We start from the raw sequence: 17,907 nt of genomic DNA on the forward strand, positions 1-17,907 counted from the left end.
CTTATTAAATAAAGTAGATATACTGTATTCTTAATATACGATTTACCCTTATCCAGAAAGTTAGTAGTTTAAGTTCTTTTTTACTGACTTAACAAACCAAATTTTAGTTGGAAAAGATTGGGAGATATATCCGTTTATGAAGCGGATTTTAAAGGACTTTACGAGGTCGAATATCTTTTATATATAAATATATTTTTTACATGTCAATATTGTCAACTTTCATTATTATCAGTTGCTTAAGGCTTAAAATGGCGATTTTTATTCATTAGTCAGGTTTTTATCATTTTTTAATCATCTATTAAAGATTTTCTATCACTGTAAGTTGTTTGAGAAGTTGACTAATATCAACTTGTTTTGATTGAATCGTCATCGCAATGTAATCGACTATAATATGATGATGATAATTGTCAAAAAAAAATCTATTTGTATTATTAATACTACAGTTTTTGGCTTGTTATGAAAATAATTTGACTGATGTGTATTACCTTTGCAATATCATGTTTGTCTTCCTTTTGTGTGCTCTTAGTTACTGTATCACCTACAGTGTAGTTTTTACATTCAAATCGAACAAATAAAAACTGTTGTCTGCATCATCCCTAATGTTGCGTGATCTTCATTAACCTTCGCGTATGAATAAAATTTTACTTTATTCGTGTGGCTTCGCACGAGCATTTTTTTCAAAAAACACTTCGCTAACCAAAATTAGCAACAGCAAGGCTTTTGGTCTGATGGCGCTCTTGTTGTTGTTGACGTTTTTTAACAATAATTCAGTATTTGCCCAATTTACTATTGTAGAGAATTTTAAGGGAAGTAATGCCAATGGTATTGTTTTCGGTGGAGGAGGAGGCAGCCAGGGTACAGCCTATCTAACCTCAGGAGTGGATGATCCAAGTGGAAATGGGTGGTTAAGGTTAACTAAAGGGAGTACAAATCAAAAAGGATATGCTTATGTAAATAAATCTTTCCCTACAACACTGGGTGTTTTGGTTGATTTTGAGTATAAAACCTGGCGTAATGCTGATGATGCTGCTTATAGTGGTGCAGATGGTATCGGTATTTTCTTATTTGATGCGAACGCTACATTTGCTTTAGGTGGCCTGGGTGGATCATTAGGTTATGCACCAAATACAGGAGGTACAAACTCGGTGACCACAGGTTTAGCAGGTGGTTATGTGGGTATAGGATTGGATGAATATGGGAATTTTTCTAATCCAAATGAGGGGAGAAACGGTGGAACCGGATTAAAACCCAACTCCATCGTAATGAGGGGACCTACAACAAGTAACCCTGGACCATTAACGGTTAATGGAGTTGAGCCAACGAATAAATATTTAACTGGTATTCAATTGAATACGAGTGCTGCTGCTGATGAGCTGGATTATAATTCAACAGTTTCAAGCAGACCATTAGATGGCGTTTTTTACAGGAGGGTTCAGATTGAAATTACCCCTGTGAACGGTTTATATGAAATCACTGTTCGCTGGACTAAAACGCCAAATGGTGTATTTGAAGATTTGTTAAGTTATACCACCACTACTGCTCCGCCTCAGTACCTGAAGCTGGGCTTTGCCGCTTCAACGGGAGGGGGCTTTAACTTTCATGAAATCAGAAATCTATTGGTAACTACTCCGGGAAATATCCGCGCAGTAAAAACCACTACACAAAACTCATTAACACTGGGTTCTGATCAAAACTATACCTATAAGATAGATGTGGTAAATGATACCCAGGCCGATATTTTCAATGTTAATTTAACCGATACGCTTAAAAATGCGGCAGGTGCCACCTATCCGGTATCTGACTATAGCATTAATAGTATCAGTTATTCGAACTTTAATGGCGGAACATCCATGCCTGCAAGCTCTGCTACAAATAGTTTTGGAGCTACATTAAACTTATTGAGAAACTCTACAGGGACAATAACTGTAAACGGAACATTTAAAGCAGGCGCCATTATGCCTGTTGGGAATAAAATCCTGAATAAGGTTGTGGTTATGCCAACCGATATTACCGATCAGGATTTAGACAATAATACCTCTATTGTTGAAACTCCGATTTATTCATCTGCTGTAGATTTAACACTGAACGCAAATATTAACAATTCGTGTTTGGATTTAACTAACGGAAATACTTATACCTATACCGTAACCAATTTATCAGCCTCAACGGCCACAACCACCACAAACAGGAGATATAGCGTAAACGTGACTGTCCCTGCGAATTACACAGTGGTGAGCGAGACGCATACGGGATGGACCGGGCCAGTAATTACGGGAACAGCACCTGCGGCGAGAACATATACTTATTATAAATCTAATATTGCTTTAGGCGCGGGGGCTACAGATGCAAATCCGATTACCATGACGCTGAAAGCTCCTGGCGGAACTACTTCTTATACCAATACTGCTACAGTATCTTATACGGATGATTCTGCTACTCCAGCGAACGTTGAAGGAAATACAAATAACAATAGCGCTTCGGTAGCAGCGATTGTGGCACCGGCAGTTGCTCCAAATGTATCGCCGGCAGTTTATAATTATTGCCAGCACCCCACTCAAACTGCAACAGCTATATCAGCTACAACAACAAACCCGGCATACTCACTTCTTTACTACACCAATTCGGGTGGAATTGGCAGTGTAAATGCACCAGTTCCGAGCAGAACACAGGGCGGGACTTTTTTATATTATGTAAGTCAGACTAATGGCAGCTGTGAAGGTCCGAGAGCTACTGTTACCGTTAATGTGATTGCAACCAGCGCAAATGCCGGCGCAGATAAAAACAATTGTAATAGCGGAACATTCACTATGACTGGTAATGCAACTGCTATGGGAACAGGAGCATGGACGATTGTAGGCGCAGCAAACGGCGCAGTGATTACAACTCCTTCCAGTAATACCACTACCGTTACCGGTTTAAACGCCGGATCAAGTGTTACGCTCCGGTGGACGATTACAAATGCTACTTGCGGAACTACTTCTGATGATGTTATTTTAACTAACTCGAATAGTGTACCCTCACGCCCTACATCGGTTGCTACAGCGACGATATGTTCTGGAAGTACAGCAACGTTAACCAGTTCGTCCATTACTACATATGATGCTGGTTTAACTTATCAGGTATATTCTTCTGGGGGAACATTCTTAGGAACCTTACCTTATACAACGCCAGCATTAACGGGTAATACTACCTATTACATTCATACATCGAATATAGGTGGTTGTGTATCCGCAGACCGAACAAGCTGGCAGGTAAATGTATCGGGTACGCCGCCATCCAAAAGAGTAATTACGCCTGCAAATCCGGCTGCTGTATGTGCAGGCTCAACGGTTACACTAACTTCTACTGCCACAGGAGTAACGACTTATCAATGGTACAGAAACGGTGTATTAATTGCAGGAGCTACTGGTTCTAGTTATGGTGCTACAAGCTCAGGAAGCTATACAGTTGTTGGTTCTACTGCTACCTGCTCAAGCCCATTATCTGATGCGGTTAATGTAACGGTAAATAATTTACCTACAGTTTATAATGTTACGGCATCTGGTTCATTATGTTCTACAGGAACGAGTACCGTAATTGGATTGGATGGAAGTCAAAGTGGTGTTAATTACCAACTTAAAAGAGATGGAGTGAATGTAGGTTCTGTTGTTGCGGGAACAGGAAGTATAATCAGTTTTCCAACCACAACTACTGCAGGAACTTATACCGTTGTTGCAACCCATGGTACAACCAGCTGTACTGTAACCATGAATGGGGAAAAAATAATTACCACCACCCCTGTAATTAGCAGTACCACACCAACTCATCCCAGCACATGTTTAGGCACAGATGGAAAGATTGTATTGGGTGGATTAACAGATGGTGTAAGTTATACTATTAATTACAGTAAGGCTGGTGTTGCACAGGCTGCTATTGTTCAGACAGCAGTTTCTAATACATTAACCATCAGTGGACTTTCGGCAGGAAATTACAGCAATATTACTGTAACCAATAGGGGTTGTCCTTCTGCAGCTACTGCGGCAACTCTAGTTGGGCCGGCACCAGCCAGCCCGGCATCCATTACAGGAAATGCTGCTGTTTGTGCTCCGGCTTCTGCACAAAGCTATTCTGTTGCTGCTGTTGCTGATGCAACAGGTTATACCTGGAGCTACAGTGGGACAGGGGTAACGATAAACAGTACAGGCAATACTGCCACTTTAAATTTTGCTGCGAATGCAACAAGTGGTACATTATCGGTAAGTGCGACTAATACTTGCGGAACAAGTATAGCCAGAACACTTACAATCGCTGTTACTTCAACACCTGTGATTGGCAGCACTACACCAACCCATCCAAGTACTTGTTTAGGTACAAACGGAAAGATTGTATTAGGGGGATTGGTTAATGGTGTGAGTTATACCATAAATTATAGTAAAGGTGGTGTTGCGCAAACTGCAATTGTTCAAACTGCGAGTTTAAATACTGTGACCATAAACGGTCTATCTGCCGGTGTTTACAGCAATATTACCGTTACCAATGGAACCTGCCCTTCAGCGGCTACCAGTGCAACATTGATTGGCCCTGCACCAGCTACGCCAGGAGCAATTTCGGGAAATGCAGCAATTTGCGCGCCTTCTTCTGCTCAAAATTATACTATTACTGCAATTGCAGATGCAATAAGTTACAATTGGAGTTATACCGGAACAGGTGTAACCATCAATAGTACAAACAATACTGCAGCGTTGACTTTTGCAGCTAACGCCACAGGGGGGATACTTTCGGTAACCGCAACAAATAGTTGTGGAACAAGTACTGCGAGAACATTTTCTATTGTTGTAAATCCTACAGCCAATGCTAGTATCAGCGGAACAACCACGGTAAATATCGGGGCGGCAAATCCAAATGTTAGCTTCACGATAACCAGTGGAACTGCTCCTTTTACTTTAAATTACAATATTAACGGAGGGGCCAATACCATACTTAACACCAGTTCATCATCAGTGACGGTCAGTCAATCAACTGCTGCTGCCGGTACCTTCACTTATAATCTGGTTAGCATTAATGATGCAAATGGTTGTGTAAGGACAATTTCAGGACAAAGCGCAACCATTACGGTTAAACCTACAGGTGTTAATGATAATATAAGTACACCAATTAATACCGCTAAAAACTATGAGGTAAGGGTTAATGACGGAGCAGCTGTTGCAAATTCGACTGTAGTTATTTCAACCAATGCTGCTCATGGAAGTGCTATAGTGCAGGCAGATGGTACTGTAACGTATACTCCTGCAAACGGTTATATTGGTACAGATACTTATCAATATACATTAACATCAGGTGGAGTTACTTCAAATCCAATTACGGTAACGGTAACCGTTGCCAATGGTGCTGTTGCTGCAGTTGCTGACGCAGGAACTGCAAATGCCACAAGCGGTGGTTCTGCAATCACTTCGGTATTAACAAACGATACTTATAACGGGATTGCTAATTCGGCTACAGCTGGTAATGTAAGCATTACCCAAAATTCGAATAACAGTGGCGGAAAAGTAACTTTAAATACCACAACAGGAGAAGTTACGGTTGCTGCTGGAACACCGGTTGGAACTTATACCATCAATTATACCATTACTGATAAATTGGATAATACGAAAACTTCATCAGCCAATGCTGTGGTAACTGTTACCAATGGCGCACTTTCTGCTTTTGCAGATGCAGGCTCGGCTAACGCTACTTCAGGAGGTTCGGCAATAGCCAGTGTATTAAATAACGATACTTATAACGGGGTTGCTAATTCGGCTACAGCTGGTAATGTAAGCATTACCCAGAACTCGAATAACAGTTCAGGAAAGGTTATTTTAAATACCACTACAGGAGAGGTTACGGTTGCTGCTGGAACACCGGTTGGAACTTATACCATCAATTATACCATTACTGATAAATTAGATAATACGAAGACTTCATCAGCCAATGCTGTGGTAACCGTTACCAATGGTACGATTACAGCTGTTGTTGATGCGGGTTCGGCTAACGCTACTTCAGGAGGTTCGGCAATAGCCAGTGTATTAAATAACGATACTTATAATGGAGTAGCTAACGCTGCTACATCTGCTAACGTTACCATTAGCCAGAACTCGAATAACAGTTCAGGAAAGGTTATTTTAAATACCACTACAGGAGAGGTTACGGTTGCTGCTGGAACACCGGTTGGAACTTATACCATCAATTATACCATTACTGATAAATTAGATAATACGAAGACTTCATCAGCCAATGCTGTGGTAACTGTTACCAATGGCGCCCTTTCTGCTTTTGCAGATGGAGGTTCGGCGAATGCAACTTCAGGAGGTTTGGCGATTACCAGTGTATTAAATAACGATACTTACAATGGTGTTGCTAATGCGGCAGGTACTACAAATGTGACCATTACACAAAATACAAATAACAGCGCCGGGAACGTAACACTGGATTTAGCAACCGGAGCGGTAACCGTTGCTGCTGGAACTCCGGTAGGCACTTATACCATTAATTATATCATTACGGATAAGTTAGATATTAATAAGCAATCATCAGCTGATGCGGTAATAACCGTTACCAATGGCGCAGTGATCGCTAAAAATGATGCGGGCGCTGTTAATACTAACGGAGGAGAAGCCATACTGAATATCTTGAGCAATGATACCTACAATGGTGTAGATAATACAGCTTCTCTGAGCAATGTGATTTTATCTGAACTTACCAATACAAGCAATGGGAAAATTACAATTTCTCCTTTAACAGCTGCGGTTAACGTATCTCCAAATACTCCGGCAGGTGTTTATACCATCGATTATAAAATAGTTGACAAGCTGGATAATACAAATGTATCAACCGGACGGATCACTGTAACCGTAAGTGGTGGGGTTATATTGGCAAGAAATGATTCGGGTACAACAGGGGGATTAAACGGCGGAACTGCAATCAGTAACGTGTTGGCCAATGACGAGGTAAATAATGGTGAACAAGCATTGCTAAGCAATGTTAAACTTACCCAGTTATCAACCGAACACAATCAGGTTAATTTAGATGTTGCAACAGGTAAAGTTAATGTTGCAGCCAATACACCTGCGGGTACTTATAAAGTTATTTATTCGATCACAGATTTACTCGATGCATCCAAAGTTTCGCAAGCAGAGGCAATAATTACTGTTACTGCACCAGCTATGGCTGCTAATGCGGATAATGGAACCATTAATGGTTTTGTTGGTGGTACCGCGGTAACCAACGTTTTGTTAAATGATACCTATGATGCAGGTACAGCAACATTAAGCAATGTAAACCTGACTTTTGTTTCTGCTTCAGATTCAAAAGTAAGCCTTGATTTAACTACTGGTGATGTAAATGTTGCAGCCAATACACCAGCTGGAAACTATACTTTAACTTATCAAATTGCAGATAAGTTAAATCCTCTTCTAACCAAGACAGCAGTGGTAACTGTAACTGTTAGTGCTCCAGCCATGATTGCGCTGAATGATGCAGGCTCTGTAAATGGATTAACTGGTGGGGAAGCGGTATCGAACGTAATGTGGAATGATACCTACAATAGTGTTGCAGCTACCTTATCTCAGGTAAGTTTAAGTCAGTTAGCTACTTCAAACCCGAAAGTAAGTTTAGATACAAATACAGGGAAAGTAAATGTAGCTGCAAATACACCTGCAGGAATTTATACTTTAGATTATCAGATTACAGATAGGTTAAATACAACAGAAAAGAAAACTGCACGTGTTACAATAACGGTTGATGCACCAGAAATGCTTGCCAATGTAGATAATGGTTCGGCAAATGGCTTTACCGGAGGTGTAGCCGTTAATAATGTTTTAGGGAACGATAAATATGATACGCATACGGCTACTTTATCAGATGTAACTTTATCACAAATTTCGACATCAGATGCAAGAGTTACCCTGGATCCTGCTACTGGAAAGGTAAATGTGGCTATGGGAACCCCTTCTGCTACCTATACACTTATTTATCAGATTACAGACAAATTAAACCCAACCATCAGCAAGCAAGCTACGGTTACAGTTTGGGTTGATGCTGCGCCGCTTATTGCAAATGATGATAACGGCAGTATTAATGGATTGACTGGTGGTACAGCTATAGAAAATATTTTAGGAAACGACGTATACAATGGAAATATCCCAACTTTAAATGAGGTTAATTTAACACTGGTTTCAGCTTCAGATGCTAAAATAACATTAGACTTATCTACTGGAAAAGTGAATATTGCAGCAAACACTCCTGCAGGAAGTTATAATGTAGTATATAAAATAGAGGATAAAGTAAATCCGGGCGTATTTAAAACGGCCACTGCTACAGTTATTGTTAATGCACCGGCTATGGTTGTCAATGCAGATAATGGTACGGCAAATGGCTTTACTGGTGGAGTTGCTGTTTCTAATGTGTTATCAAACGATGTTTACAATGGAAATACGGCGAGTTTATCGACTATTAATTTAACTCAGGTATCTACAACCCATGCGAATGTAACACTCGATCCGGCAACCGGAAATGTAAATGTAGCAACAGGAACACCGGCAGGAACTTATACTGTAGTTTACCAGATTGAGGATAAATTAAATCCAGGACAAACCAAACAAGCCAGCGTAACGGTTACTGTTGTGGCTCCGGCAATTGCGGCTAACAATGATAATGGAACAGTGAATGGCTTCATTGGTGGTACAGCAGTAAGTAATGTACTTGTAAATGATACCTATAATGGTGGTACTGCGCTGTTGGCACAAGTAAACTTATCACAAATATCTACTTCAAATTCAAAAGTAACGTTGGATCCTGCTACTGGCCAGGTGAATGTTGCTGCGGGTACTCCGGCAGGAGATTACACATTGGTTTATCAGATTCAGGATAAGGTAAATCCGGTTGCCGCGCAAACTAAAACTGCCAATGTAACGGTTACTGTTGCAAATCCGGCAATGGTTGCCAATGCTGATGGCGGTACGATTAACGGTTTTGTAGGTGGGACTGCAGTTGAAAATGTGCTGAGTAATGATACCTACAATGGAGTACAGGCGAGTTTAGCAACGGTTAATTTAACTCAGATTTCGACTACTAACCCAAAAGTAGTTTTAGATCCGGCAACAGGTAAGGTAAATGTTGCTGCAGGAACACCTGCCGGTACTTACACCATTGTTTATCAAATTGAAGACAAGTTAAACCCGGGACAAATAAAAACTACCAGTGTAACCATCAATGTTGTTGCCCCAGGTATGGACGCAAATAACGATTCGGGAACCATTAATGGAGTAACTGGCGGAACAGTTGTAAATAATGTTTTGGTAAATGATACCTATAATGGAGGACCAGCAAGTTTGAGTACAGTAGCTTTAACTCAGGTTTCTACTACAAACCCTAAGGTAACACTTGATCCTGCAACAGGAAAAGTAAATGTTGCAACAGGAACGGCAGCTGGCTCTTATACCTTAATTTATCAGATTGCTGACAAATTAAATCCAACTTTAACGCAAACTGCAGTGGTAACAGTAGTTGTTGATGCGCCTGTTATGGTTGCAGTTGATGATGCGGGTGCAGCCAATGGTTATTCGGGTGGGGTAGCTGTTGCAGATGTATTGGCTAACGATAGTTACAATGGCAATGCGGCCTCGTTAACTGTGGTTACTTTAACCCAGGTTTCTACCAGCAATCCGAAGGTAACTTTGGATTCAGGTACCGGAAAAGTAAATGTTGCAGCAAATACTCCGGCAGGAAGCTATACTGTTGTTTATCAGATAGAAGATAAATTAAATCCGGGGCAAACCGAAACCGCCAGTGTAGTCGTTACGGTAAATCCTCCGGCTATGGTAGCAAGTTCAGATTTAGGTTCAGTGAACGGATTTGAAGGTGGACAGGTTTTGCCAAATGTTTTGGCTAACGATAGCTACGATGGTAATCCGGCAACGCTGGCACAGGTAACATTAAGCCAGGTTTCTACAACTCATCCTAACATTACCCTTGATCCGGCTTCCGGCGCAGTAAATGTCGCACCAAATACACCTGCTGGAACATATACTTTGGTTTACCAGATTGAAGATAAATTAAACCCAGGGCAGAAAACCACTGCCACAGTAACCATTATGGTAACAACCCCGGTAATGGTAGCTAATGCAGATAATGGTGCGGTGAATGGTTTTGAAGGTGGAGTTGCTGTAGCTAATGTATTAAGTAATGATACTTATAATGGTGCAACAGCAACATTAACAACAGTTAATTTAACGCAGGTATCAACTACAAATCCGAAAGTTACTTTGGATGCCGCTTCTGGAAAAGTAAATGTTGCAGTTGGAACACCGGCGGGAACATATGAAGTGGTTTATCAGATTGAAGATAAACTGAATTCAAACCAAATCAAACAGGCGGTAGTAAGTGTTACTGTTACTGCTCCAGGTATCCTGGCTGCCAACGATGCAGGTTCAATAAATGGTTTTGAGGGAGGAACTGCAGTTGCCAATATTTTAGGTAACGATATCTATAATAATGCTGTGGCATCTTTGGCAGAAGTAAATCTCTCATTTGTTTCTTCTTCATCGCCCAAAGTAAGCTTAGATTTAACAACAGGTAAAGTAAATGTAGCTGCAGGTACTCCGGAAGGAACTTATACCCTGGCTTATCAAATTCAGGATAAAATTAATCCAGGTCAAACCGCCGACGCTACTGTAACGATTACTGTTACCTCCCCGGCAATCGTAGCCAACACTGATAATGGATCAGCTAATGGCTTTGTTGGCGGAACAGCAATAGCGAATGTTTTAATTAATGATACTTACAATGGGGTAGCAGCAACTTTAGTAAATGTTGCTTTAACACAAGTTTCAACTACCAACAGTGGTATTTCATTAGATCCGGCTACGGGTGCAGTAAATGTATCGCCAAATACGCCTGCTGGTTCTTATACTTTGATTTACCAGATTGAAGATAAATTAAATCCAGGAAAGAAAACTACAGCCAGTGTTAACGTTATAGTAAATGCTCCAGCAATGAGTACAAGTTCAGATGCAGGAACAGCGAACGGCTTTACCGGTGGTGTTGCAGTTCATAATGTGTTATCAAATGATGCTTATAATGGTGCAACTGCTACTTTAAGCAATGTAACTTTATCTCAGGTTTCTACCACAAATAATGGTGTTACCCTGAACCCGGGCACAGGTGCTGTAAACGTTGCAGCCAATACCCCGGCAGGAACGTACACGCTGGTTTACCAAATAGAAGATAAACTAAATCCTGGGCAAACCAGGCAAGAAACAGTAACCGTTAGTATAGCAGCTCCGGTAATGACTGCGGCTGATGATTCAGGTTCAGTAAATGGGCTGGTAGGTGGATCAGCAGTGGCTAATGTTTTAGCAAATGACAGCTACAACGGAGCACAAGCTACTTTATCCAATGTTACGTTAGGCCAGATTTCTACAACCCATCCAAATGTTACGCTTGATGTAACCACTGGAAAAGTAAATGTAGCTGCTAATACCCCTGCGGGTACCTATAATGTAGTTTATCAGATAACAGATAAGTTAAACCCTGGTCAAACCAAAACTGCTACAGTTGTTGTTACTGTGGCTGCTCCGGCACTACAAGCCAATTCGGATAATGGTTCGGCTAATGGTTTTACCGGTGGAATCGCAGTTATAGATGTTTTAGCAAATGACCTTTACAATGGAGTGCAGGCTACTTTAAGTCAGATTAATTTAAGCCAAATTTCAACTACATCCCCTCAGGTAACTTTAGATGTAGCTACAGGAAAGGTAAATGTTGCGCCAAATACACCTTCAGGGACTTATACTGTTGTGTATCAAATAGAAGATAAATTAAATCCTGGCCAAATTAAACAAGCGAGTGTAACTGTAAATGTTGCAGCGCCTTTAATGACCGCCAATGGCGATACTGGAACAGCTAATGGTTTTACCGGCGGAGTTGCAGTAGCCAATGTTTTAACGAATGATACCTACAACGGCACGAGCCCGGCTTCGCTTAGTAACGTTAACCTGACTTTGGTTTCTACTAACCACCCGGGATTAACGCTTGATGTGACAACAGGAGCAGTAAATGTTGCTCCAAACACGCCTGCCGGAACGTATACACTGGTATATCAAATAGAAGATAAACTAAATCCAGGTCAAACCAAAACTGCAAACATTACCATTACAGTTACGGCACCAGCTTTAAATGCCATTAACGATGCTGCAGCTATAAATGGAATTTCAGGTGGTGTCGCCGTTAGTAACGTGCTTTGGAATGATACTTATGATGCCTCAGGAGCTACTTTAACCAATGTTTCCCTAACGCAGATATCTTCCAGCAGTGCTAATATTAGTTTGGATGTAACTTCAGGAAGAGTGAACGTTGCAGCAGGTACACCTGAAAATACTTACACATTGGTTTACCAGATTGAGGATAGGTTAAATCCAGGGCAAACTAAACAGGCTACAGTAACCATTACAGTAACGGCTGCACCTATGGTTGCGGTAAATGATAATGGTACAGTAAATGGCTTTATTGGTGGTACAGCAGTGGCTGATGTTTTAGGGAACGATTTATTTAATAACAATCAGGCAACATTGGCAGGTGTATTTTTAACACAAATATCAACTGATAATGCTAAAGTTAAATTAGACGAATCAACAGGGCGGGTGAGCGTTGAGCCTAATACTCCGGCCGGGACTTATACTTTGGTGTATTCGATGACAGATAGGGTGAATGCCGCTGAAGTTAAACAAGCCAGTGTAACCGTTACCGTAACAGCGCCAGTTATTGCGGCTCATGCTGATAATGGAACCGTTAACGGTGTAAACGGTGGAAGTGCAATCAACAATGTTTTGGTAAACGATACTTATAATGGAGTAACTGCAACACTGAGTACCGTTAATTTAGTACAGGTTTCAATTACCCATCCAAATGTAACGCTGGATGCTACAACCGGAAAGGTGAATGTGTTACCAAACACTAAAGCCGGTACTTATGTGGTTAAATATAATATAGAAGATAAGTTAAACTCTGGTTTAACCAAAGAAGCAGATGCTACAGTTACGGTAGTTGCACCTGTTATGAATGCAAATGCAGATAATGGTTCTGCAAATGGTTTCGATGGCGGCGTAGCAGTTCCGAATGTTCTGGCAAATGATACCTATAATGGTGTTAGCCCTGCTTTACTTACCAATGTGATTTTAAGTCAGGTTTCAACTGATCATCCAAATGTTACCCTAAATACAGTAACAGGTGCGGTTATTGTAGCGCCAAATACACCTGCAGGTACTTATACATTGGTTTATCAGATCGAAGATCAGTTAAATCCTGGTCAAACCAAAACGGCAAGTGTAACCATTGTGGTTGCTTCGCCAACATTAATAGCGGCAAATGATACAGGTTTAGCAAATGGATATACGGGCGGTACAGCCGTAAGTAATGTTTTGGCAAATGATTCTTATAATGGAATCCAGGCGTCATTAAATAATGTTAAATTAAATCAGGTATCAACCGATCAACCAAAAGTAACATTGGATGAAAGTACAGGTGGCGTTAATGTAGCTCCCAATACTCCAGCCGGAACATATCATGTAGTTTATCAGATCGAGGATATTTTAAACCCGGGATCAGTTAAAACAGCAACTGTTACCATTACGGTTTCTGCTCCGCAACTGGTTGCTAACACCGACAACGGTAGTGCCAACGGATTAACCGGAGGGACAGCAGTACCAAATGTCCTCGCAAACGATACCTATAATGGAATTAGTCCGGCATTACTGACTAATGTTAATTTAAGTCAGGTATCAACTGATCATCCGAATATTACCTTAGATGTAACTACCGGAAAGGTTAATGTCGCACCAAATACACCTGCTGGTACTTATACTGTAGTTTATCAGATTGAAGATCAGTTAAATCCGGGACAGGCTAAAACGGCCAGTATCCAGATTACAGTAACACCTCCGGCAATGGTGGCAACAACAGATAACGGAACCGTAAATGGCGTTAATGGAGGAACAGCAGTAAATAATGTTTTAGCGAATGATACTTACAATGGTAATACAGCATCATTATCAGACGTAACCTTAAGTCAGGTTTCCACTACAAATCCGAACGTTACTTTAGATGTGACTACCGGGAAAGTAAACGTAATGCCAAATACCCCGGCAGGTTCTTATACCTTGGTTTATCAGATAGAAGATAAGCTTAACCCTGGCCAAACAAAAACAGCTAATGTAACAGTGTCCGTAGAAGCACCATCACTTGTAGCCAATGGCGATTCGGGGATCGCAAATGCTTATACCGGTGGTACTGCTGTAAGTAATGTATTGGTTAATGATACATATAACGGAAACCCTGCTTCATTAGCTAATGTTAATTTAAGTCAGGTTTCAACCACTCATGCTAATGTAATTTTAGACCCGGCAACGGGAAAAGTAGTTGTTGCTGCCAATACACCTGTAGGCACTTATACCATCGTTTATCAAATTGAAGACAAATTAAATCCAGGACAGCAAAAGACCGCGAGTGTTACTGTAAATGTAACTTCAGGCGCAATACTGGCTAATGACGACAATGGAACAGTAAACGGATTTACAGGAGGTATAGCAGTAGCGAATGTATTGTTAAATGACACTTATAATGGTTCGTCTACTGCAACTGTAGCTGCGGTTACCATTGCACAGATTTCTTCAACTCATGCCGGCCTAAGCATTAATCCTGCCAATGGATCGGTAAATGTTGCTGCAGGAACAGTTCCGGGAACGTATACTTTACAGTATAAAATCACGGATAAATTAGATGCAACAAAATCAGAAACCGCAACGGTTACTGTGGTTGTACCAGATTGGATTACCGATTTGTCTGTAACTAAAGTAGCGAATAAAACAGGTGTTGAAAACAATGAAACAATTAGCTATAAGATAACCATTAAAAACAACGGTCCTGCAACAATATTAGCAGGCAAGGTGATTGGATTAACAGAAAACATGCCGGCTGGCCTGGAAAATATTACTTATCAGGCTGCGGGTGGTATTTTTGATGCAGCAGCAAATACTTATACCATCGGAAGCAATCTTGTCGCAGGGCAATCCGTTACCTTAACCGCAAATGCAAAAGTAAATGCAGCATTTACCGGATTATTAACCAACAGGGTTTCTGTCACAGCTGCAAACGGTACAACAGATCCGGATATGGGAGATAACACCACCAGTGTAAATACACAAGTATTGAAAGGAGCAATGGCTTTGGTAAAAACAGGAGTGTTGAGTGCTGATGGCAATACCATTGCTTATACCTTCACCATCACCAATACCGGAAATACAGATTTAACAGATGTAGCCATTACAGATAACAAGCTAGGACTGAACAGAACCCTCAATGGTACATTGGCAATTGGTCAGTTTGTGTCAGCAACAGCGGTCTACACTTTATCTCAGTCAGATAAAGATGCCGGAGCAGTAACAAACTCAGCATCAGTTAGTGCTAAAACACCAGTTGGAAATGTAATTAAAGATGTTTCGGGTACAGATAAAACAAATGATATTCCAACGGTAACATTCTTCACCCCGGCACCATCGTATACTTTTGAGAAAGTGATTAATGGAGCAGTACCTACAACTGCCGGAGCTGTGTTAAATTACAACCTGAAAGTAACCAATACCGGTAATGTAACTTTAAATAATATTATCGTAACGGATGCCAATGCAGTAGTAAGCGGATCGCCAGTTACCAGCCTGGCGCCAGGTGCTTCTGCAACAATAACTGCTATCCATGTTTTGACTCAGGCAGATGTTAATGCAGGTAAAGTGACTAATCAGGCCAATGCAACAGCAAAAGATCCTCAGGGAAGAGATATTGTTAAACTATCTGATGATCCATCAACCCCTGCGGTTAACGATGCAACCATAACCAATGTAACTGCTACACCATCATATACCTTTGAAAAAGTGATTAATGGTACAGTACCTGCAATTGCAGGCGAGGTATTAAACTATAACCTGAAATTAACCAATACGGGCAATGTAACTTTAAACAATGTTGTAGTTTCGGATATAAATGCTATCGTGAGTGGATCACCGATTGCAAGCCTGGCACCTGGAGCTTCGGTTACCCTTACAGCAAGCCATGTATTAACTCAGGCAGATGTAAATTCGGGAAGGGTGATCAATCAGGCCAATGCAACGGCGAAAGATCCTCAGGGAATAGATATTGTTAAGCTATCTGATGATCCATCAACCCCGGCGGCAAACGATGCAACCATAACTCCGTTAAGTGCTTCACCTGCTATGCGCTTAACTAAAGAAGCCACCAATGCGGTAAGTAAAGCAGGAGATGTGATTAACTACAATATCGTAGTAACCAATACAGGTAATGTAAGCTTAACCAATGTTACAGTTACCGATGTTGGTGCAGATGCAGGTTCTATAACGCCGGCAAGTATCGCTATACTAATGCCTGGACAAAGTGTAACCGTAACCGCCAAACACACAATCACCTTAACGGAGGTGAATCAAGGTTCATTTAGTAACCAGGCAGCGGCTACAGCTCAAACGCCAAATGGTAATACACTCAATAAACCTAAATCAGACGACCCTGCAACAGCAGCACCTGATGATGCTACGGTAACTTCGATAGTTCCTGCTTCAACACTTACCCTGGTAAAAACAGGTAACTTAAGCGCAGATGGAAATAGCATTACCTATAACTTCATAGTTAAAAATACAGGTAACGTTACCTTGCACATCATTACGTTAAGGGATCCAAAATTAGGTTTAACAAGGGTTATTCCAGGTACGTTGGCACCAGGAGCAAGTGTTACTGATAGTTACATTTACAGCGTTACTCAGGCAGACAGAGATGCAGGAAATGTTACCAATACGGCTACCATAACCGGACAAACGCCTGCTAATGTCACTATTACAGATGTATCCGGAACAGCAGAAAATAACAATACACCAACAGTAACACTGCTGAATTCAAATTCATCAATTGCATTGATTAAAACCGCGGCATTTAGTGGGAACCAGATTACTTATACATTTAGTATTAAGAACACAGGAAGCATTACTTTAAATACAGTTACCCTTACCGATACCAAATTGGGTATTGCGAATAAAGCAATTGCTGTTAATGGTGGACTGGTACCAGGTGCATCCATCAACCATGTAGAAGTTTATACTTTAATACAAGCAGATAAAGATCAGGGTACAACGAGCAATACCGCAACAGTTAATGCTAAAACCACTACAGGCGCTAATGTAAGTGATGTATCCGGAACGGCAGAAGGTAACAATACACCTACGGTAATTAGCTTCCCTAAATCACCTAAAGCAGTAGATGATGTGGCAGGTACAGTAGCGAATGCACCAATAGTGATTAACGTATTAGCCAACGATGATCCTGGAAATTCGACCTTGGATAAGCTAACGGTAGAAGTAGTTGTAAAACCTAAAAATGGTACGGTAAAAGTAAATGCTGATGGCACTATCACTTACACGCCAAATCCAGGTTATACCGGAGAAGACACATTCACCTATAAAGTAAAAGATGCTTACGGATATGAAACTAACGTAGCTTCGGTAACGCTAACAGCCAACTTTATTGGAATTAATGTGCCAAACTTGTTTACACCAAACGGAGATGGAATTAACGATACTTTCGAGATCAGAGGATTAAACCAGTTCCAGGAAAATGAAATCAGAATTATCAATCGCTGGGGAAATGAAGTATTCCATACCAATGGATACCAGAATAACTGGACCGGAGAGGGACTGAACGAAGGTACTTACTATTATTTGCTAAGGGTTAGAAAAGCAGGTAATGCACAGTTCGAAGTGTTAAAAGGATACATCACATTAATCAGAGCATTTAAAAACTAAATAAGGTTTTGGCGAAGCCAGCGTAAAAAACTGGTTTCCC

1 protein-coding gene is annotated in these 17,907 nt (G+C 40.9%); it reads left to right on the top strand.

The window, feature by feature from the left end:
- Positions 1–629: 629 nt before the first annotated feature.
- Complete coding sequence (locus ACQY77_RS00565; protein ID WP_421939937.1) at positions 630–17,867, top strand: DUF7507 domain-containing protein; 17,238 nt, start codon at positions 630–632, stop codon at positions 17,865–17,867.
- The last annotated feature ends 40 nt before the right edge of the window (positions 17,868–17,907 follow it).

Source organism: Pedobacter sp. (genome assembly GCF_965279535.1).
Taxonomy (GTDB): Bacteria; Bacteroidota; Bacteroidia; order Sphingobacteriales; family Sphingobacteriaceae; genus Pedobacter.

Bases quoted from the DNA above. Each gene is read 5' to 3' on its own strand.
- ACQY77_RS00565 (WP_421939937.1), top strand. From the start codon at position 630: ATGAATAAAATTTTACTTTATTCGTGTGGCTTCGCACGAGCATTTTTT.